We start from the raw sequence: 19,748 nt of genomic DNA on the forward strand, positions 1-19,748 counted from the left end.
CTACCCTGCGAATCACAGGGGCTTTCAACTTCAACACGGCATTTTACTGGTTTTTCCCAAAAATGGGGATGATTTTTGACCTTTAGCCAACTGATCAATTAATAAGCTGGCTGCCTCGTCAATACCCTCCCCGCCCATCCGTGATTCAACGCCGCCTATCGCCTCAGCGCACCGGCTTTTTCACGCGGAACCATGCCGCATACAGCGCCGGCAGGAACAGCAGCGTCAATGCCGTGGCCAGCACCAGGCCGCCCATGATCGCCACCGCCATCGGCCCCCAGAATACCGAGCGGGATAATGGAATCATCGCCAGCGCGGCGGCGGCGGCCGTCAGCAGGATCGGCCGGCAGCGCCGCACCGCCGATTCCACGATGGCGTCCCACGGCGCGGCGCCGGCCTTGATGTCCTGCTCGATCTGGTCGACCAGGATCACCGAGTTCCGGATGATCATGCCGAACAGCGCGATGATGCCCAGGTTGGCCACGAAGCCCAGCGGCCGGCCGAGCAACAGTAGTGCGAACGCGGCGCCAGCCACGCCCAGCGGCCCCGTCAGGAACACCAGCAGGGACCGGGAGAAACTGTGCAGCTGCAGCATCAACAGCGTGAAGATGAGGAACAGCGCCAGCGGCAGGTTGGCCGCGATCGACTGCTCGGCCTCGCCGCTGTCGGCGGCGGCGCCCTTCTCCTCGATCTTGTAGCCGGCCGGCAGGCGCGCGCGCAGGTCGGCCAGCGCCGGGTCGATCTGGCCCGACACGGTCGGACCCTGGATGCCTTCCACCACGTCGGCCTGCACGGTGATCGCCCATTCGCGCCCCAGCCGCCAGACCACGCCCGGCTCCCACACGAATTCCACGCGGGCCAGCTGCGAGATCGGCACCGAGCGGCCGCTGGCCGTCGGCACATTGGTATTGTTCAGTACTTCGATGGTTTGCCGCTCGGCCAGCGGCTGGCGCACCTGGATGTCGATCAGCCGGATGCCTTCGCGGAACTGCCCCACCACCGTGCCGGACAGGATCGTGTTCGCCACCCGCATCACGGTCTGCGTGGTGACGCCGAGCGCGCGCATGCGGTCCTGGTCCAGGTCCAGCCGCAGCACCTTCACCGATTCGTTCCAGTTGTCGTTGGTGCCCACCGCGTTCGGATTGGCGCGCACGATGTCCTTCACCTGGTCGGCGATGGCGCGCACCTTGTCCACCTCGGTACCGGTGACGCGGAACTGCACCGGGTACGGCACTGGCGGCCCGTTCGGCAGCAGCTTCACGCGGCCGCGCACTTCCGGAAAGTCCTCATGGAACACCTGCGTGATCTTGCGGTGCAGTTCCGCACGCGCCTGCAGGTCCTTCGGCAAGACCACGATCTGCGACACGTTCGACTGCGGGAAGATCTGGTCCAGCGGCAGGTAGAAGCGGGGGCTGCCGGTACCGACATAGCTGGTCACCGACACCACGCCCGGCAGCTTGCGGATGAATTCCTCGAACTTCTTCACCTGCGCCTCGTTGGCGGCGAACGCGGTGCCTTCCGGCGACCACATTTCCACCATCAGCTCGGGCCGCGACGAATCCGGGAAGAACTGCTTCTCGATGAAGTTGAAGCCGTAGATCCCCAGCGCGAAGATCACCAGGGTGGCCGCGATGGTGGTCTTGCGCCACTCCACGCACCAGGTCACCACGCGCCGGAAGCGCTGAAAGCCCGGCGAATCGAACACGTCGTGCCCGTGCTCGCCCGGCGCGTGCGGCTGCACCTTCAGCAACAGGTAGCCGATGTAAGGCGTAAACACCACGGCGATCACCCACGACATGATCAGCGCGATGGCATTCACCGAGAACAGCGAGAAGGTGTACTCGCCGGCCGTCGATTGCGCCAGCCCGATCGGCAGGAAACCCGCCACCGTGATCAGCGTGCCGGTCAGCATCGGCAGCGCGGTAGACGTATAGGCGTAGGTCGCCGCCTCCAGCCGCGACAGGCCCTCCTCCATCTTCCGCACCATCATCTCGACGGCGATGATGGCATCGTCCACCAGCAGGCCCAGCGCGATGATGAGCGCACCCAGCGAGATCTTGTGCAGGTCGATACTCAGCATGCGCATGAACAGGAACGTCACGGCCAGCACCAGCGGAATGGTCAGCGCCACCACCAGGCCGGGCCGCACGTCCAGCCGCAGCTTCGGCTTGGTGTGCAGGCCGAGAGCCACGAAACTGACCGCCAGCACGATCAGTACGGCCTCGATCAGCGTGTGGACGAATTCGCCCACGGACGCCGTGACGGCCTGCGGCTGGTCCGACACGCGCGCCAGCTCGATGCCTACCGGCAGCTTGCCCTTCAGGTCGCCCACGGTCTGTTCCAGCGCCTTGCCCATCTCGATGATGTTGCCGCCCTTTTCCATCGACACGCCCAGGCCGATCACTTCCTTGCCGTTGAAGCGCATCTTGTCGCGCGGCGGATCCTGGTACACGCGCTTGATCGTGGCGAAGTCGCCGAGCCGGAACGTGGTGCCGTTGGCGCGCAGTTCCAGGTTCTCCAGGTCCTTTACTGTGGTAAGCGCGCCGGTCACCCGCACCTGCAGGTTGTCGGTCGGCGTCACCAGCGTGCCGGTCGCCTCGATGGTGTTCTGCGTGCCGATCTGGGAAACGATCTGCTCGAACGGAATGCCCAGCTGGGCGAACTTCTGGTGCGAGAACTCGATGTCGATCTTTTCATCCTGCACGCCGAACAGCTCGACCTTCGACACCTTCGACACGCGCAGCAGCTGCTGGCGCACGAAGTCGGCGTAATCCTTCATCTCGGCATAGGTAAAACCGTCGCCGGACAGCGCGAAGATCGAGCCGTACGTATCGCCGAATTCATCGTTGAAGGTGGGCCCGATCACGCCCTGCGGCAGCGTGCCGGCGATATCGCCAACCTTCTTGCGCACCTGGTACCAGGCGTTGCCGGTTTCCTTCGGTGGCGTCGATTCGCGCAGGCTCAGCATGATCAGCGTCTGCCCCGGCTTGGAATAGCTGCTGATCTCGTCGATGTACGGCGTTTCCTGCAGCTTCTTTTCCAGCTTGTCGGTGACCTGGTTGGCCATCTGCAGCGCCGTGGCGCCCGGCCAGAACGCCTGCACCACCATGATCCGGAAGGTGAACGGCGGGTCTTCGTCCTGGCCCAGGTTCTGGTAGCTGAGCATGCCGCCGATCAGCATCACGGCGATCAGGTAGCGCGTCAGCGGAATGTGCTCGAGGGCCCACCGCGACAGGTTGAAACCTCTCATCGCGCCCCCTCGGCGGCAGGCGCGGCGCCCTTCGGCACCGGCGCGCGCGGCACATCCGCGCCGAGGATGCGCACCTTCTGGCCCGGCTTGAGCAGGTGCACGCCGGCCGTGACGACCGTCTGGCCGGCGCTCACGCCGCTTCCCAGCACCAGCTCGTTGCCATCGGCGGCCACCACCGTGACGGGCACCAGCTTCACGGCGCCGTTCTCGACCACCCAGACGGACGTGGCATTGCGTTCATGGAACAGCGCGGACAGCGGCACCTTGATCTTCGGCTGGCCCTTCGACGCGAACTGCACCACAGCCGTCATGCCCAGCTTGGCCTGCGTGAGCGTCTGCGGCAGCGTCACCTTGAAAGCGTACGTGCGCGTGGCGGGATCGGCCACCGGCGACACTTCGCGGATCTTGGCCGGCACCGCCTGGCCAGGCGCGGCCCACAGGCGCACATGCACGTCGCTCATCTGGCGCAGCGCATCGACGCGGTCTTCCGGCACGCCGAACACCACTTCCTTGTCATCCGTGCGGGCCACCGTCACCACGGGCGTTCCGGCGGCGACCACCTGGCCGGCCTCCGCCGCCACCTGCGTGACCACGCCATCCATGTCCGCCACCAGGTTGGCGTAACCCGTCTGGTTCGACTGCTCGCGGTAGCCGGCGCGTGCCGCATCCACCTGCGCCTCGGCCGCGCGCAGCGCCGATTCTTTTTCGTCCAGTACCGCCTGGGCCACGAAGTTCTGCGCGCGCAGTTCGCGATAGCGCTTCACGTCCGCCGCCGCCAGGTCGCGGGTGGTTTCCGCGGCGCGCAGCGTGGCCAGCGATTGCGCCTGGCCCAGCCGCAAATCCTGCGGGTCGAGCTGCATCAGCGCCTGGCCCTTGCGCACGCTGGTGCCCACGTCGACCTTGCGCGAAACGATCTTGCCCGGCACGCGGAACGCCAGTTGCGACTGGTAGCGGGCGCGCACCTCGCCGGAGAATTCCGCGTTCACGTCCACATCGGAACTCTGCAGCACGATGGCGCGCACCGGCCGCACATCGGCGGCTTTTTCCGGCGCTTCCGAGCAGGCGGCCAGCAGCACGGCGATCGCCGCGATCAGGTAGGGCTTCAGGACTTGCACGGGACTTTCCTTCACTCTTAGAGATGGCGCTGCAAAGTTGCGCTGCAACGCCGGGCTGCAATCAAGCCTGCACTCATGGCCGTACGCCGGGCCATCAACGAAGCCGGCAAGCCGGCAGCACGCCGGGCCGCAGCCTGGCCGCCAGCCCAGCCGCCGTCGCCCGGTCACCGGACGCGACATTCCGGCTGCGATTGCGGCGGGCACGCTTAGCCACTATCATGGCGGGCTGAATTGATGACTTTCCGTACATTAATTTACAAAATGAGATGAAAATTATAGTCGTGGCGACTGACTTTGAAAATGACTTTCGCGTCAGTTAGCCGCGCCCACACCCATGGCAGTCGACCATTATGAAAACTTTCCCGTCGCGTCGCTGCTGCTGCCGCGCCGGCTCGTCCCTGCCGTGCAGGCCATTTATGCGTTCGCCCGCGGCGCCGACGACGTCGCCGACGAGGGCGATGCGACGCCCGCGCAGCGCCTCGCCGCGCTGGCCGAGTACGAAGCGGCGCTGGTGCATATCGAACTGGGCGCGCCGCCGCCCGGCCCGGTATTCGAGCGCCTGGCGGCCGCGATCGCCGCGCACGACCTGCCCTTCAAGCCTTTCCACGACCTGCTCTCCGCGTTCCGGCAGGACGTGACGGTCACCCGTTACCAGTCGTACGACGAACTGCTGGACTACTGCCGCCGCTCGGCCAACCCGGTCGGCGTGCTGATGCTGCACCTGTACGGCGCCGCGACGCCGGACAACGTGCGCGATTCCGATGCGATCTGCACGGCGCTCCAGCTGATCAACTTCTGGCAGGACGTGGCCGTCGACCAGCACAAGGAACGCATCTACATCCCGATGGACGACCTGGCCCGCTTCGCCATCTCGCCGGCCCACCTGGACAACCCGGCCGCGCACGGCAAGTGGCGCGCGCTGATGCGCTTCGAGGTCGAGCGCACCCGCGCCCTGATGCTGGCCGGCGCGCCGCTGGCGTGGCGGCTGCCGGGCCGTATCGGCCTGGAACTGCGGCTGGTGGTGCATGGCGGCCTGCGCATCCTGGAAGCGATCGAGCAGGTGGATTACGACGTGTTCCGGCGCCGCCCGGTGCTGCGCCGCGCCGACTGGCTGAAAGTTTTCTGGCGCGCGCTGCGTCCCTTGCCGCTAGAATAGCGCCTTCAATCGCGCAATATTGCCAAATAATTACATGTCTCCCGACGATTACTGCCAGCAGAAAGCCGCCGCCAGCGGCTCGAGTTTCTATTACAGCTTCCTGTTCCTGCCGCCCGAACGGCGCCGCGCGATCACGGCGCTGTATGCGTTCTGCCGCGAAGTCGATGACACGGTCGACGAATGCAGCGACGAATCGCTGGCCCGCATCAAGCTGGCCTGGTGGCGCACCGAGATGGCCGCCATGTACGAGGGCAAGCCCAGCCACCCGGTCACCAAGGCCCTGCAGCCGCACGTAGCGCCGTACGGCCTGCAGCAGGAACACATGCAGGCCATCATCGACGGCATGGAAATGGACTTGAACCAGACCCGCTACCTCGACTACGCGGGCCTGTCGAAATACTGCTGGCACGTGGCCGGGGTGGTCGGCATCCTGTCGGCCAGCATCTTCGGCGCTACGCGCCCGGAAACGCTGCGCTACGCGGAGAAGCTGGGCCACGCGTTCCAGCTGACCAACATCATCCGCGACGTGGGCGAGGATGCCCGCAAGGGCCGGATCTACCTGCCGATCAACGAACTCCAGCAGTTCGGCGTGACGGCGGCGGACCTGCTGAACGCCCGCCACACGGACAATTTCACGAAGCTGATGGCCTTCCAGGCCGAGCGCGCCCAGCGTTCGTACGAGGAAGCTTTCGCCCTGCTGCCCAAGGAAGACCGCCGCGCCCAGCGCCCGGGCCTGATCATGGCGGCCATCTACCGCACCGTGCTCGACGAGATCGAGCGCGACGGCTACCACGTGCTCACGCAGCGCATTTCGCTGACGCCGATCCGCAAACTGTGGCTGGCCTGGAAGACCTACGTCCGCGGATGACGATGGCGCGCCCATGCTGAACGTCGCCGTGGTGGGCGGCGGGTGGTCCGGCTGCGCGGCCGCCGTCGAACTGGTGCGCCGCGGCGCCGCCGTCACGCTGTTCGAGGCCGCGCGCACACTGGGCGGCCGCGCGCGCCGCATCGACGTGGCCGGCCGTACCCTCGACAATGGCCAGCATATCCTGCTGGGCGCCTATGCCAGTTCGCTCAAACTGATGCGCACCGTGGGCATCGACCGCGGCCGCGCCGTACTGTCCGTGCCGCTCCAGATGCGCTACCCGCCGGGCGGCATGCAATTCGTCGCGCCGCAGCTGCCCGCGCCGCTGCACCTGGCGTTCGCGCTGCTGGGCGCCAAGGGACTCGACCGGGAAGACAAGCTGGCCATGGCGCGTTTCTCCACGGCCGCCCGCTGGATGGGCTGGAGCCTCGACAATGACTGCCCTGTCGCGGAGCTGCTGGAGCGCTTCAGCCAGACGCCCCGCCTCGTCAACCTGATGTGGCGGCCGCTGTGCCTGGCCGCCCTGAATACGCCGCTGGAAAGCGCGTCCGCGAAAGTCTTCCTGGCCGTGCTGCGCGACAGCCTGGGCGCGCGCCGCCAGGCATCGGACATGCTGCTGCCGCGCCACGACCTGTCGGCCCTGTTCCCGGATGCCGCCGCGCAGTGGTTGCAGCAACGTGGCGCTATCGTTCGGTTAGGTGCAAAAGTCTCGCAACTCCAGGAGAACAACGGCCGCTGGCTGCTCGATGGCGAAGCTTTCGACAAGGTCGTGCTGGCCGCGCCGCCCGTGGCCACCGCCGCGCTGCTGGCGCCCCTGCCGGCGGCCGCGCCGCTGGTCGAGCAACTGGCGGCGTTCACCTACGAGCCGATCACCACCTGTTATCTCCAGTACGGTGCTGGCCTCCGCCTGCCGCAGCCGTTCTTCGCGCTGGAAGACGCACCGGCCGCCGGGCACTGGGGCCAGTTCGTGTTCGACCGCGGCCAGCTCGATCCGGCCCAGGCCGGGCTGCTGGCGGTGGTCGTCAGCGCGTCGGGCGAAGCCGCGGCCCTGCCCCAGCAGGAACTGGCGCAGGCCGTCGCCGCCCAGCTGGCGCAGGCGTTCGGCCGCCCGGAACTGGGCAGTCCGGCCTGGCTGAAGGTCGTCACCGAGAAACGCGCCACCTATGCCTGCACGGCCGGGCTGGTACGCCCCGCCAACGCCACGCCGCTGGACGGCCTGGTACTGGCCGGCGACTACACGGCGGGCGAATACCCGGCCACGCTGGAAATGGCGGTGCGCAGCGGCCTGGCCGCCGCCGCGCTGCTGCGCTGACAACGTGCGCCCTGCCCCCGCCCTGTCCAGTGCAATGCTGTCCGCTGCAACGCTGTCCGCTGCAATGCTGTCCCGCGCCGCCCTGTCCCCCCATCATGCCGCCTGGTCGCCCTTTCCTGCAGCCTGTCGCAGCTTGCTGGCATGTTCCTTGCCACCTCCATACAGTGGCAACATCGGAGGATTGGATATGCGACTGACTTTGACAACGCTTGCCGTTCTGGCCATCGTGCTGCTAAGCGCAGCGGCGATCGTCCAGATCGACGCCCACGGCCAACCCGTGGCGCTGCAACTGGCAATGAACTAGGAACGACCCGATGGGCAAGCAGGATTATCTCGACGCGCTGAGGAAAGCCATGACGGGCTTGCCACCGGAAACGGTGGCCCGCACGCTGGCCTACTACGAGCAGCGCTTCATCGACGGGCTGGTGGCGGGGCGCAGCGAGGCCGAAATCGCGGCCGAGCTGGACGACCCGCGCAAGATCGCGATGACCCTGCGCGCCAACGTGCACCTGCAGGCCTTCGAGCAAAAGCGCACGCCCGCCGGTTTCGGCCGGATGCTGGCGTCGTTCGCCGGCCTGGCCGTGTTCAACCTGTTCATGGTGGTGCCGGCGGCCGTATTCGCCGCGCTGCTGCTCGCCGTGTATGCCTGTTCGTTCGCGTTCTACATGAGTGGCATCGCGGTCGCCGCCAGCGGCCTGGCCGGGGCCAACGAAATGATTCTGGCCGGCCCTCTGCGCCATGTCGTCGAAGACCGCGCCGCGCGCGATCGCCTGCAGACCCGGGTGTCGATCGGCGAGCGCGGCATCCAGGTGGACCAGCTGCGTCCGCCGGACCTGGAGCACGAGCTCGACGAGGAAGCCAGCCGCTCCGGCCGCCTGCTGGACAATGCCGAAGCCATGGCCGACGGCAGCGTGCGCATCTCGATCGATCCGGAAGGCGCCTCGCGCGCCACGCAGACCCTGATCGGCTTCGGCCTGGTGGTGGGCGGCATCGCGCTGTTCCTGCTGTCGCTGGTGGTCACGCGCTACAGCGCCATCGGCCTGCGCCGCTACGTGCAGATGAACCACGCCTTGCTGCGGGGCCGGTGATGCGTATCCGTACCCTCGTCAAGGTCGGCCTGTCGCTGTTCGTGCTGGCATTGGGACTGATCGGCGTGTCGTATACGATGCTGCGCGCCCAGGGCGTGGCCAATCCGTCGACCACTGCCGGCCGCGTCACCCGCACCGACGTGCGCGAGATCGGCCACGGCATCACGGCCATTGAACTGCAGGGGCCGATCGACCTGGTGCTGCGCCAGGGCAGCACGCCCTCGCTGAAAGTGCGCGGCGAACAGCGCCTGCTCGGCAACGTCGCCACCTCGCAGGAAAACGGCACCCTGCACATCGCCACCACCGGCATGCTGTTCCACCACAAGCGCCCGTTGCAGGTGGAAGCCGTGCTGCCCTCGCTTCAGTCGGTCGACATCCGCGGCAGCGGCGACAGCACGATCACCGGCTTCTCGGGCGAACGGCTGACGATCACCCTGAACGGCTCGGGCAACCTGGCGTTCTCGGGCCGCTACCGGCATGTGAACGCCGCCGTGCACGGCACCGGCGGACTGGACCTCAAATCGGGCAGCGGCGAAGCTGTGCGGCTGGCGCTGTTCGGCTCCGGTTCCATCAGCGCCTCGGGCAGCTGCGCCGAACTGGATGCCGAACTGACCGGCTCGGGCACCATCGATGCGCAGCACATGGCATCGAATACCGTGGCGGTCGAAGTCAAGGGCTCCGGTACCACAGAGGTGTTCGCCCGCGAATCGGCCGCGGTCGCCGTGGCCGGCAGCGGCGATGTGACCGTCTACGGCAATCCGGACGAGCGCAGCGTCAGCCGGAACGGCTCCGGGGAAGTCACGTTCGAGTAAGCCAGCGCGCCACGTCGGCGCCGGCCGCCACGCCGCCCGCCAGGCAGGCCGTCAACAGGTAGCCGCCGGTCGGCGCCTCCCAATCCACCATCTCGCCGGCCACGAACACGCCCGGCAAGGCGCGCACCATGGTGCCCTCCAGCGCCTCGAACGCCACGCCGCCGGCGCTGCTGATGGCTTCGTCGATCGGCCGCGGCGCGCGCAGCGTCAGCGGCAAGGCTTTCAAGGCACGGGCCAGCGCCACGGGATCGGCGAACTGCTCCTTGCCCAAGCATTCGTGCAGCAGGCCCACCTTCACGCCCTTGATGCCGAGCCGGCCCTGCAGGTGGCTGGACATCGACCGCGAGCCGCGCGGCCGCGCCACTTCGGCCAGCACGCGGTCGGCCGGCAAATCCGGCAGCAAGTCCAGCTCGACGACAGCGCTGCCGTGCAATGTCATCTGGTCGCGCACGGGCGCCGACAACGCATAGATGAGGCTACCCTCGACGCCCGTCGCCGTGACGACGAACTGGCCCTGCTTGCGGACGGGCTGCCCGTTCCCGTCCGTCCATGACGCGGCCACGGTGGTCAGCGGCTGGCCGGCATACCGTTCCGCGAACAGCGCGCTCCAGCCCACGTCGAAACCACAGTTGGCCGGCCGCAGCGGCGCCACGCCGATGCCGCGCGACGCAAGCAACGGCAGCCACGCGCCGTCGGAGCCCAGCCGCGCCCAGCTGGCACCGCCCAGGGCCAGCACGGTGGCGTCGGCGCCGACGAGCCGTTCGCCGTCCGGTGTGGCGAAGCGCAGGGCGTCGCCGGCCCAGCCGGTCCAGCGGTGGCGCTGGTGGAAATGCACGCCCGCCTCGCGCAGGCGGTGCAGCCACGCGCGCAGCAGCGGCGCGGCCTTCATCTCGGTCGGGAACACGCGGCCGGAGGTACCGACGAAAGTATCGATGCCCAGGCCGTGCACCCAGTCGCGCACGGCATCGGGGCCGAACGCGTCCAGCATCGGCCGCAGCGCGGCGGCGCGGGCGCCATAGCGCGCCACGAACTGTTCGTAGGGTTCGGCGTGGGTGATGTTCATGCCGCCGCGGCCGGCCAGCAGGAACTTGCGGCCGACGGAGGGCATCGCGTCGTACAGGTGGACGTCGAACGCGCCGGTGCGCGACAGCGTTTCGGCTGCCATCAGGCCGGCCGGTCCGCCGCCGACGATCGCCACGCGCGGGCAGGAAGTGTCGGGGGATGCAGGGGTCATCATGAGGAGCGAGATTGTAGTGCAAAACGCGCCCCGCCCCGGCATACTGGTGGCCTTGCTGGGAAAATCACCGCTGGAGACGCCATGGGCCCGCTATTCTGGATCAAACGCTACCTGCTCGCGGCCGTGCCGCTGTTCGCCATCCTGGCCGCGGTGGAATGGGCCAAGGGCACCACGGCGCCGGCGGACATCGCCAGCGCCGCCATCTGGGCCGCGGTGGCCGCGGCGATCTTCACGGGCGCCGCGTGGAACCGCTACCGCAAGGCGCTGGCCTGCGCGGCATGCGACGCGGTGCTGCCGAAGCCCGCCGCGGCGCAGGCACCGCGCCGGAAGAAGAAGTAACCGAGGCAAACGGCCGGGCTTCAGGACCCGTCGTAAATACTCAGCCGCCCGTTACCGGCGGGAAGAACGCAACCTCGGCGTTCTCGCTCAGCGCTTCGTCGCCGTCGCACATGCGCTGGTTGCAGGCCATTCGCAAGGCGCGCCCTTCGCCCAGCGCCTCGGCCCACGCACCGCCCCGGGCGACCAGCAGGTCGCGCAGCGCGCCCACCGTGCCGACATCGGCCGGCACGTCGATGGTCTCGCCGCCGCTGCCCAGCTTTTCACGGACACTGGCAAAAAACTTCAGGTTGATTCGCATATCAATACAGCAGTTCGGTCAATACAGCAGTTCGTTGAACGGAATGAAGCGCACGGTGTCGCCGGCGCTGATCGGCTGGTCGGCCGGGTTGTCGATCAGGCCATCGCCCCACACGGTGGAGGTCAGCACGCCCGAGCCCTGGTTGGGGAACAGGTCCAGGCCGCCGTGGGCATTGATGCGGGCGCGCAGGAATTCGTTGCGGCGGTCGCCTTTCCAGTCGAAGTCCGCGCGCAGCGGGAACACGCGCGGCTCGCTGCCCGCGTGCACGCCCTGCAGTTTCAGCAGGAATGGCCGCACGAACAGCAGGAACGTCACGAAGCTCGATACCGGATTGCCCGGCAAGCCGATGAAGAAGGCATCGCCAACTTCGCCGAACGCCAGCGGCTTGCCCGGCTTGATGGCGATCTGCCACATGGCCAGCTTGCCTTCCGCTTCCACGGCGGGCTTCACATGGTCTTCCTCGCCGACCGATACACCGCCGGACGTGATGATCAGGTCGCTGCCCGCGGCGGCCCGGCGCAGCACGGCGCGGGTGGCCTCCAGGCTGTCGGGCACGATGCCGAAATCGGTCACGTCGCAGCCCAGGTTCTCCAGCAGCGCGCGCAAGGTGAACCGGTTCGAGTTGTAGATGCCGCCCGGCGCCAGCGGCTCGCCCGGCATGGTCAATTCATCGCCGGTAAAGAACACGGCCACGCGCACGCGGCGCAGCAGCGGCAGGCTGGCCAGCCCGATCGAGGCGGCCAGCCCCAGTTCCTGGCTGCGCAGCCGGGTACCGGCCGGCAGGATCACGCTGCCGTTGCGGATATCCTCGCCGGCGCGGCGCACCCATTCGCCGGGCACCGGCGCATGGCGGATCGCAACGGTGTCGCCCTGCGCCTCGCACTGCTCCTGCATCACCACCGCGTCGGCCCCTTCCGGGATGAATGCGCCGGTGAAGATGCGGGCGGCCGTGCCGGGCTGCAGCGGCTCGCCGACATGGCCGGCGGGAATGCGCTGCGAGATGGGTAAAGTGATCGGCAGCGTGGCGGAGCCGCCCGCGCAGTCGGCGGCGCGCACCGCATAGCCATCCATCTGCGTGTTGTCGCGCGCCGGCACGTCCAGGCTCGACACGCAGTCGGCGCCCAGCACGCGGCCGCTGGCCTCCAGCGTGGGCACCGTCTCGATCTCCGCCACGGGGCGGCAGGCCGCCAGCAGGAAGTCCAGCGCCTGCTGGCGCGACAGCATCGGCTTGCGCGCGCCCGTCATGTCACAGGGCCGTGCCGGCGGCGTCGACGTTGGCGGCGATATATGCCTTCATCTTGTCGACGTCGGGCGGCATCACCGTGTACTTTTGCGGCAGCGACTCGATATCCTCGAAGCCGGCCGGACGCTCGGCATCCTCGCCCAGCGCTTCCAGGATCGTTTCGTTGAATTTCGCCGCCAGCGCGGTTTCCAGCACGATCATCGGCACGCCCGGCTCCAGGTGCTCCTTGGCGACCTTAATGCCGTCCGCGGTATGGGTATCGATGACGATGCCGTAGTCGTCGGCCACGTCGCGGATCGTCTGCAGGCGGTCCGCATGGGTCGACTTGCCGGACTTGAAGCCGTACTGCGCGACCTTGGCGAATTCGTCGCCGTCGCTGCCCGGCCCACCGGAAAGATCGAAGCCGCCATCGCTTTCCACCTTCGTGAACAGCGCCTTGACGCGCGCCGGATCGCGGCCCACCAGGTCGTAGATGAAGCGCTCGAAGTTCGAGGCCTTGCTGATGTCCATCGACGGGCTGCTCGTGTGATACGTCTCGGCCGACTTTCGCACGCGGTAGATCCCGGTCCTGAAAAATTCGTCGAGCACGTCGTTCTCGTTGGTGGCGACCACCAGCTTGTCGATCGGCAGGCCCATCATGCGGGCGATGTGGCCCGCGCAGATGTTGCCGAAGTTCCCCGACGGGACCGTGAACGACACCTTCTGGTCGTTCGACGTGGTCGCGGCCAGGTAGCCGCGGAAGTAGTAGACCACCTGCGCGACCACGCGGGCCCAGTTGATCGAGTTGACGGTGCCGATCTTGTAGCGCGCCTTGAACTCCAGGTCGTTCGACACGGCCTTGACCATGTCCTGGCAATCGTCGAACACACCCTCGACGGCGATATTCAGGATGTTCGGGTCCTGCAGGCTGAACATCTGCGCCGTCTGGAATGCGCTCATCTTCTTGTGCGGCGACAGCATGAACACGCGGATGCCGCGCTTGCCGCGCATCGCGTATTCGGCGGCGCTGCCGGTATCGCCCGAGGTGGCGCCGAAGATGTTCAGCTGCGCATCCTGCCTGGCTAGCGCATACTCGAACAGGTTGCCGAGCAATTGCATCGCCATGTCCTTGAAGGCCAGCGTGGGACCGTTGGACAGCGCCTGCAGCACCAGCTTCCTGCCGTCGCTTTCTTCCAGCACGCGCAGCGGGGTGATGTCCGCCGCGTTCTCGCCTTCGCGCGCATTGCGGTACACGTCGGCCGTATAGGTCTTCTGCGCCAGCGCCTTCAGGTCCGCTTCCGGAATGTCGGTGGCGAACTTGCCCAGGATCGCAAAGGCCAGATCGGCATACGGCAGCTTGCGCCACGCATCGAGCTCGGCACCGGTCACTTGCGGGTATTCGCTGGGCAGGTACAGGCCGCCATCGGGCGCGAGGCCACCCAACAGGATGTCTGAAAAACGTGCAGGAGATGGCTGGGAAGACACTTCGGCGGCCGACACGTCGGCGCGGGTGGACACATATTGCATGGTTCTGGTAATCCGGTTATGCACAGAAGAGGGATTTCTATTATAGTGCGGCCGCAGTTTCTTTGCGAAATTTGCCAGCTTTTCGAATTTTATGTTGTATCGGGCGGCGTCCGCGGCGGCGGCGGACTGGCGCCTGTTCCGGCAATCGTTGGCTGGCAAGCAGTCGGGGTCTGTCCCGCCAGAGGTGGATTGCTGCCAAGCCTCTTGGATAATCCACCCCAAGTGCAAGACCCGGGGTCAGACCCGCCGGGTCTGACCCCAGCATTTCGTCCTTGGGTTCTCGCAGGCACTACTGGCATGTCACGGTGCTGATCGCCAACCCGTTGCAGCTCCGCAGCCAAGCGAAATCCGCCAGCCAGCTAGCAAGCCGCGTGATTCACCGTCACCACGTGCACGGCCAGGCCGCCCAGCGAGGTTTCCTTGTACTTCGCGCCCATGTCCGCGCCGGTCTGCCGCATCGTCTCGATCACCTCGTCGAGGCTGACGAAGTGGGTACCGTCGCCCTTCAGCGCCAGCGAAGCGGCGGTGATGGCCTTCACGGCGCCCATGCCGTTGCGCTCGATGCAGGGGATCTGCACCAGCCCGCCGATCGGATCGCAGGTCATGCCCAGGTGGTGCTCGATGCCGATTTCGGCGGCATTCTCGATCTGCGCGTTGGAGCCGCCCAGCGCGGCCACCAGGCCGGCGGCGGCCATCGCGCAAGCCACGCCCACCTCGCCCTGGCAGCCGATTTCCGCGCCGGAGATCGAGGCGTTGCGCTTACACAGCATGCCGATCGCCGCGGCGCTCAGCAGGAATTCGCGCACGCCCCGCACCGGGTCGAGCGGCTTGCAATCCTCGGCGTAGTATTTCAGCACGGCGGGCATGATGCCGGCCGCGCCATTGGTGGGCGCCGTCACCACGCGGCCGCCGGCGGCATTTTCCTCGTTGACGGCCATCGCATACAGCGACACGCCATTCAGCGCATCGTGCGGCAGTTCGTTGGCGCGGTCGGCGCCCTGCGCCTGCTGCCACAGCTTGGCGGCGCGGCGCTTCACGTTCAGGCCGCCCGGCAGCTGGCCGGAGGTTTCCAGCCCGCGCGCGATGCAAGAGCGCATCACCTGCCAGATCCGGTCCAGGCCCGCGTCGAGCTGTTCGGCCGGCATGTGGGCCAGTTCGTTCGCGCGCAGCATCTGCGGAATGGTCAACGCCGTGCGCGCGCCGTGCGCCAGCAGGTCCGCCATCGTGTCGAACGGATAGGGCACCGCCGGCTCGCCCGCCGGCTTTTCTCCCGACTTATTGCCAGGCGCGGCGCCCTCGCCTTCGGCGCGGATGAAGCCCCCGCCAACCGAGTAATACACCTTGCTGGTATCGCCGCCGGCGCGGTGCAGCGTGAAGCGCATGCCGTTCGGGTGTTCGGGCAGGTTCTCGGTCTTGTGGAAGACCAGGTGGCGGGCGCGCACGAAGGGCACCGTCTTCACGCCCAGCAGGTTCAGTTCGCCGCTCAGCTGCGCCTCCGCCAGCATCTCGTCGACCCGGCCAGGATCGACGCCCTGCGGCGTTTCACCCATCAGGCCCAGGATCACGGCCGTGTCGGTACCGTGGCCCACGCCGGTCAGCGCCAGCGAGCCATACAGCTCGGCCGTCACGCCGGTCACGTCCTCCAGCGGCCCATGGTCCAGCAGGAAGCGGCGCGCGGCCACCATCGGCCCCACGGTGTGCGAACTGGAGGGGCCGATGCCGATCTTGAACAGATCGAATACGCTCATGTCCATCTTTGTCTCTCTTTATAGTAATAGTGAAGATGGCGTGGCGGGCCTCAGGCGGCCTGGCTGACTTTCACGTCGATGTTGGCGAGCATGTCGCGCACGATCTCGTCGACGCCGATGCGGGCCTGCCAGCCCCAGTCGGCCCGCGCCGCGCTGTCATCCAGGCTGCGCGGCCACGTGTCGGCGATCTGCTGGCGGCTGTCCGGCTTGTAGGAGACCGCGAAACGCGGCACGCTGGCCTTGATCGCCGCGGCCAGTTGCGCTGGCGAGAACGACACGGCGGCCACGTTGTACGACGAACGGATCTTCACCTGCTCCGCCGGCGCCTCCATCAGTTCGAGCGTGGCGCGGATCGCATCGGCCATGTAGATCATCGGCAGCGTGGTATCCGGGCCGAGGAAGCATTCATAGCGCTCGCCCCGCAGCGCCGCATGGAAAATCGCGATCGCATAGTCGGTGGTGCCGCCACCGGGCGGCGACTTGTAGCTGATGATGCCGGGGTAGCGGATGCTGCGCACGTCGACCCCGTATTTCAGGTGGTAGTACTCGCACAGGCGTTCGCCGGCCAGCTTGCTGATGCCGTAGATCGACGTCGGGTCCATCACCGCCATCTGCGGCGTGGCGTCCTGCGGCGTGTTCGGGCCGAACGCCGCGATCGACGATGGCCAGAACACCTTTAGGGGCTTGCCGATCTCGCCACGTTCACGGGCAATCTCGAGGACGTTCAGCAAGCCATCCATGTTGAGCTTCCATGCCTTCAGCGGCGCCTGCTCGCCGGTAGCGGACAGCATCGCGGCCAGCTGGTAGACCTGCGTAATGTCCTGCGACGAGACCAGCTGCGCCAGCGCTTCTTCGTCGAGCACGTTCAGCACCTGGTATTGCGCGGCGCCATACACGTTGTTCGGCGAGATATCGGTGGCAAACACATTGTCCGCGCCATGCTTCAGCGACAACGCTTCCACCAGTTCGCTGCCGATTTGCCCGTTGGCGCCGATGACGAGTATCCGTTCCATTATTGTTCCTTCAGAATGCCGAGTTCCTTGCCGGCCTGCGCGAACGCGGCCAGTACCTTGTCGAGCTGCTCGCGGGTGTGCGCCGCGGAGAGCTGCACGCGCACGCGCGCCTGGCCCATCGGCACCACCGGATAAAAGAAGCCGGACAGCAGCACGCCCAGTTCATACATGCGTGCCGCGAATTTCTGCGCTACCGGCGCCTCGAACAGCATCACCGGCACCACCGGGTGCGTGCCCGGCTTGATGGTGAAGCCGATGCGCTCGATCTCGCGGCGGAAGTACGCCGTGTTCTCGTGCAACCGGTCGCGCAGTTCGGTCGATGCGGAGATCTTTTCCAGCACGGCCAGCGAAGCGCCGGCGATCGACGGCGCCAGCGTGTTCGAGAACAGGTACGGGCGCGATTTCTGGCGCAGCGTCTCGATCACCTCCTTGCGGCCGGACGTGAAGCCGCCCATCGCGCCGCCCAGCGCCTTGCCCAGCGTGCCGGTGATGATGTCGATCTTGCCCAGCACGCCATGGTGCTCGTGCGTGCCGCGGCCCGTCTTGCCCATGAAGCCCGAGGCGTGGCATTCGTCGATCATCACCAGCGCGCCGTACTGTTCGGCCAGCGCGACGATCCGGTCCAGCTGGGCGATCGTGCCATCCATCGAGAACACGCCATCGGTCACGATGACTTTATGGCGCTTGCCGGCGGCCGCCTGCAGCTGGGCTTCCAGGTCGGCCATGTCGTTGTGCGCATAGCGGTAGCGCGCCGCCTTGCACAGCCGGATGCCGTCGATGATCGAGGCATGGTTCAGCGCATCGGAGATGATCGCGTCGTTCTCGTCGAACAGCGGCTCGAACACGCCGCCGTTGGCGTCGAACGCGGCGGCATACAGGATCGTGTCCTCGGTGCCGAGGAAGGCGGATATCGCCTGTTCCAGCTGCTTGTGCACGGTTTGCGTGCCGCAGATGAAGCGCACCGACGACAGGCCGTAGCCATAGCGTTCGGTGGCGTCGATCGACGCCTTCGCCACCCATTCCTCGCCGGACAAGCCCAGGTAATTGTTGGCGCACATGTTGATCAGCGTCCGTCCATCGTCGCCCGTCACTTCCGCGCCCTGGCGCGAAGCCAGCACGCGCTCGGGCTTGTACAGGCCCTGTTCGCGCAGCTGCTCCAGGTTGTGCCGCAGGCCGGCGTAGAAATTCGCTTGTGTGCTCATGGTTTTCCTCGGGTTGGGTTCGCGCGGTCTTGCGGGGGCGGCGGCCGGTTGCTTGACCGGCATGTTCGCCCTGTTGTACCGTGCATCGCGGAGAACAGGGTATCGAACTTCGCCCCGATTCCTGTATTTTCTCCGGTTTTCATTATGTTGAACTTTTGTTCGATATACTGAATCCTACATAAGCTTATTGAACTTTGCAACCGCCAATGATGAAATCACCCGCCCCACCCGCCGCCAACGCTCCGCCCGAGGTGGGCGCCGCCCTGCAACGCCTGCGTCTTGCACGCGGCCTGACGCTGGAAGACGTGTCGCGCATCGCCGGCGTGTCGAAATCGATGCTGTCGCAGATCGAGCGCGAAAAGGCCAATCCCACCATCGCCATCACGTGGCGCCTGGCCAATGCGCTGGGCGTGGCGATCGGCGAACTGCTGGCCGACGAGCAGCGCCCGGTCGACACGATCCGCGTCGTCGACGCGCACGAGACGCCGACCCTGCCCGGCAATCATGCCGGCTATGTGCTGCGCATCCTCGGGCCGATGGAACTTGCCGGCAAGTACGAATGGTACGAACTGACCTTGGCACCGGGCGGCGAACTGGTCTCGCAGCCGCACGACCCGGGCACCACCGAGCACGTCACGCTGCTGCACGGCGCCATCGAGATCGAGGTGGGGGCGCACAAGAAGAAGGTCAAGCTGGGCGGCACCGCGCGCTATCCAGCCGACCAGCAGCATGCGCTGCGCAATATCGGCAAGGTCGAGGCGAAGGCGCTGCTCGTCGTCATTCACCGCTAGTGATTCAAAGCTGGTCGAGCACCGCCAGGGCTCGTCCAGACCTCTTCCATCGCTGAGCCCCAGGCCCGCTTCCAGCCGTGCTCTGCGTTTCCACGGCGCCCCCTACAATGCGTTCCTGTCCATGACATTCACCAAGTATGAACATCGTCTGCATCGCCTGGGGCTCGCTGCTGTGGAAGCCCGGCCCGTTGAAGCTGGCGTCCGGCTGGCACCCTGGGGGGGCCCTCCTCCCGCTGGAATTCGCCCGCGACAGCGATGACAGCGACGAGCTGGCGCTGGTACTGTGTCCCGGCGCGCCGCCGGCGCCCACCTACTGGGCCTACGTGGATGCCCCCGACCTGGCCGCCGCGCGCGCCATGCTGGCCGCGCGCGAGAAGATCGCCCCCGGTCATCCGGAATTCATCGGCAGCATTCCCGCCGTCGGGGGCGCGCCTGTCCAGCACGAAATCGCCGCCTGGCTGAGCGCCCGGCGCATCGATGCCGCGATCTGGACGGCCCTGCCACCCAAATTCGCCGGCAGCGGCGGGCGCAAGCCGTCCGCCACGGAAGTGGTCGCGTTCCTGGCCAGCCTGGAAGGCGAAACCCGGCAGGCAGCCGAGTTCTACCTGCGCCGCACCCCGCCCCACATCGATACGCCTTACCGCCGCGTGATCGCGCGGAGCCTGGGCTGGCATCCATTGCGCGAAGCCGGCGTCACGCGCATGCGCTGACACCGCACGGCCGTTCTTTCCGGCCGGACATCGTTCCTGATAACATTGGCAGGATAGCCAGCC

General features: G+C 67.0%; 17 protein-coding genes. 8 read left to right on the forward strand and 9 right to left on the reverse strand.

Annotated elements, in window-relative coordinates; all coding sequences use genetic code 11:
- Positions 1-163: 163 nt before the first annotated feature.
- Positions 164-3,250 carry an efflux RND transporter permease subunit gene (locus OU994_RS18420; RefSeq protein ID WP_281607073.1) on the reverse strand — a complete coding sequence of 1,029 codons (3,087 nt, stop codon included), beginning with the start codon at positions 3,248-3,250 and terminating at the stop codon, positions 164-166.
- A complete protein-coding gene (locus OU994_RS18425) occupies positions 3,247-4,365 on the reverse strand; it encodes an efflux RND transporter periplasmic adaptor subunit (protein WP_281607074.1) in 1,119 nt (372 codons plus the stop codon). The genes OU994_RS18420 and OU994_RS18425 overlap by 4 nt, the downstream gene beginning before the upstream one ends.
- A gap of 334 nt (positions 4,366-4,699) precedes the next feature.
- On the opposite strand from OU994_RS18425, the gene hpnC reads away from it, so the two are divergent.
- From hpnC to OU994_RS18450, 5 genes are all read left to right on the forward strand, one after another.
- Positions 4,700-5,521, forward strand: a complete 822-nt coding sequence (gene hpnC / locus OU994_RS18430) for a squalene synthase HpnC (protein ID WP_281607075.1) — start codon at positions 4,700-4,702, stop codon at positions 5,519-5,521.
- Between the two features lie 34 nt (positions 5,522-5,555).
- A complete protein-coding gene (hpnD, locus tag OU994_RS18435) occupies positions 5,556-6,389 on the forward strand; it encodes a presqualene diphosphate synthase HpnD (protein WP_131145711.1) in 834 nt (277 codons plus the stop codon).
- A gap of 13 nt (positions 6,390-6,402) precedes the next feature.
- Positions 6,403-7,698: a hydroxysqualene dehydroxylase HpnE gene (gene hpnE, locus OU994_RS18440; RefSeq protein ID WP_281607076.1), complete on the forward strand. Its 1,296-nt coding sequence runs from the start codon at positions 6,403-6,405 to the stop codon at positions 7,696-7,698.
- A gap of 314 nt (positions 7,699-8,012) precedes the next feature.
- Positions 8,013-8,786 (forward strand): DUF1700 domain-containing protein, encoded by a 774-nt coding sequence (locus OU994_RS18445; RefSeq protein WP_281607077.1) that lies wholly within the window; start codon positions 8,013-8,015, stop codon positions 8,784-8,786.
- Positions 8,786-9,598 (forward strand): GIN domain-containing protein, encoded by an 813-nt coding sequence (locus OU994_RS18450; protein WP_307731720.1) that lies wholly within the window; start codon positions 8,786-8,788, stop codon positions 9,596-9,598. Before OU994_RS18445 ends, OU994_RS18450 begins: the two co-directional genes overlap by 1 nt.
- On the opposite strand, the gene OU994_RS18455 is transcribed toward OU994_RS18450, so the two are convergent.
- Positions 9,585-10,832: a TIGR03862 family flavoprotein gene (locus OU994_RS18455; RefSeq protein ID WP_373922623.1), complete on the reverse strand. Its 1,248-nt coding sequence runs from the start codon at positions 10,830-10,832 to the stop codon at positions 9,585-9,587. The two genes, OU994_RS18450 and OU994_RS18455, sit on opposite strands and share 14 nt — an antisense overlap.
- Before the next feature lie 84 nt (positions 10,833-10,916).
- Between OU994_RS18455 and OU994_RS18460 the strand changes: the two genes are divergently transcribed.
- Positions 10,917-11,174, forward strand: a complete 258-nt coding sequence (locus tag OU994_RS18460) for a hypothetical protein (protein ID WP_281607079.1) — start codon at positions 10,917-10,919, stop codon at positions 11,172-11,174.
- A 40-nt stretch (positions 11,175-11,214) separates the two neighbouring features.
- Here the strand turns inward: OU994_RS18460 and moaD are convergent, their stop codons facing one another.
- The 6 genes from moaD to kbl all read right to left on the reverse strand — a co-directional run bounded on the left by moaD (position 11,215) and on the right by kbl (position 18,184).
- Positions 11,215-11,472: a molybdopterin converting factor subunit 1 gene (gene moaD, locus OU994_RS18465; protein ID WP_281607080.1), complete on the reverse strand. Its 258-nt coding sequence runs from the start codon at positions 11,470-11,472 to the stop codon at positions 11,215-11,217.
- Between the two features lie 18 nt (positions 11,473-11,490).
- Positions 11,491-12,717 carry a gephyrin-like molybdotransferase Glp gene (glp, locus tag OU994_RS18470; protein WP_281607081.1) on the reverse strand — a complete coding sequence of 409 codons (1,227 nt, stop codon included), beginning with the start codon at positions 12,715-12,717 and terminating at the stop codon, positions 11,491-11,493.
- Position 12,718: 1 nt separating this feature from the next.
- Positions 12,719-14,221 carry a threonine synthase gene (gene thrC / locus OU994_RS18475; protein ID WP_281607082.1) on the reverse strand — a complete coding sequence of 501 codons (1,503 nt, stop codon included), beginning with the start codon at positions 14,219-14,221 and terminating at the stop codon, positions 12,719-12,721.
- Positions 14,222-14,580: 359 nt separating this feature from the next.
- Positions 14,581-15,975: an L-serine ammonia-lyase gene (locus tag OU994_RS18480; protein WP_281607083.1), complete on the reverse strand. Its 1,395-nt coding sequence runs from the start codon at positions 15,973-15,975 to the stop codon at positions 14,581-14,583.
- Positions 15,976-16,019: 44 nt separating this feature from the next.
- Positions 16,020-16,982 carry an NAD-dependent epimerase/dehydratase family protein gene (locus OU994_RS18485; protein WP_281607084.1) on the reverse strand — a complete coding sequence of 321 codons (963 nt, stop codon included), beginning with the start codon at positions 16,980-16,982 and terminating at the stop codon, positions 16,020-16,022.
- Positions 16,982-18,184 (reverse strand): glycine C-acetyltransferase, encoded by a 1,203-nt coding sequence (kbl, locus tag OU994_RS18490; RefSeq protein WP_281607085.1) that lies wholly within the window; start codon positions 18,182-18,184, stop codon positions 16,982-16,984. The genes OU994_RS18485 and kbl overlap by 1 nt, the downstream gene beginning before the upstream one ends.
- 209 nt (positions 18,185-18,393) lie before the next feature.
- On the opposite strand from kbl, the gene OU994_RS18495 reads away from it, so the two are divergent.
- Positions 18,394-18,975 carry a helix-turn-helix domain-containing protein gene (locus OU994_RS18495; protein ID WP_281611665.1) on the forward strand — a complete coding sequence of 194 codons (582 nt, stop codon included), beginning with the start codon at positions 18,394-18,396 and terminating at the stop codon, positions 18,973-18,975.
- 137 nt (positions 18,976-19,112) lie between these two features.
- Complete coding sequence (locus OU994_RS18500; RefSeq protein WP_281607086.1) at positions 19,113-19,685, forward strand: hypothetical protein; 573 nt, start codon at positions 19,113-19,115, stop codon at positions 19,683-19,685.
- Positions 19,686-19,748: the final 63 nt, after the last annotated feature.

It is taken from the genome of Pseudoduganella sp. SL102, assembly GCF_027856995.1.
Taxonomy (GTDB): Bacteria; Pseudomonadota; Gammaproteobacteria; order Burkholderiales; family Burkholderiaceae_D; genus Rugamonas; species Rugamonas albidiflava.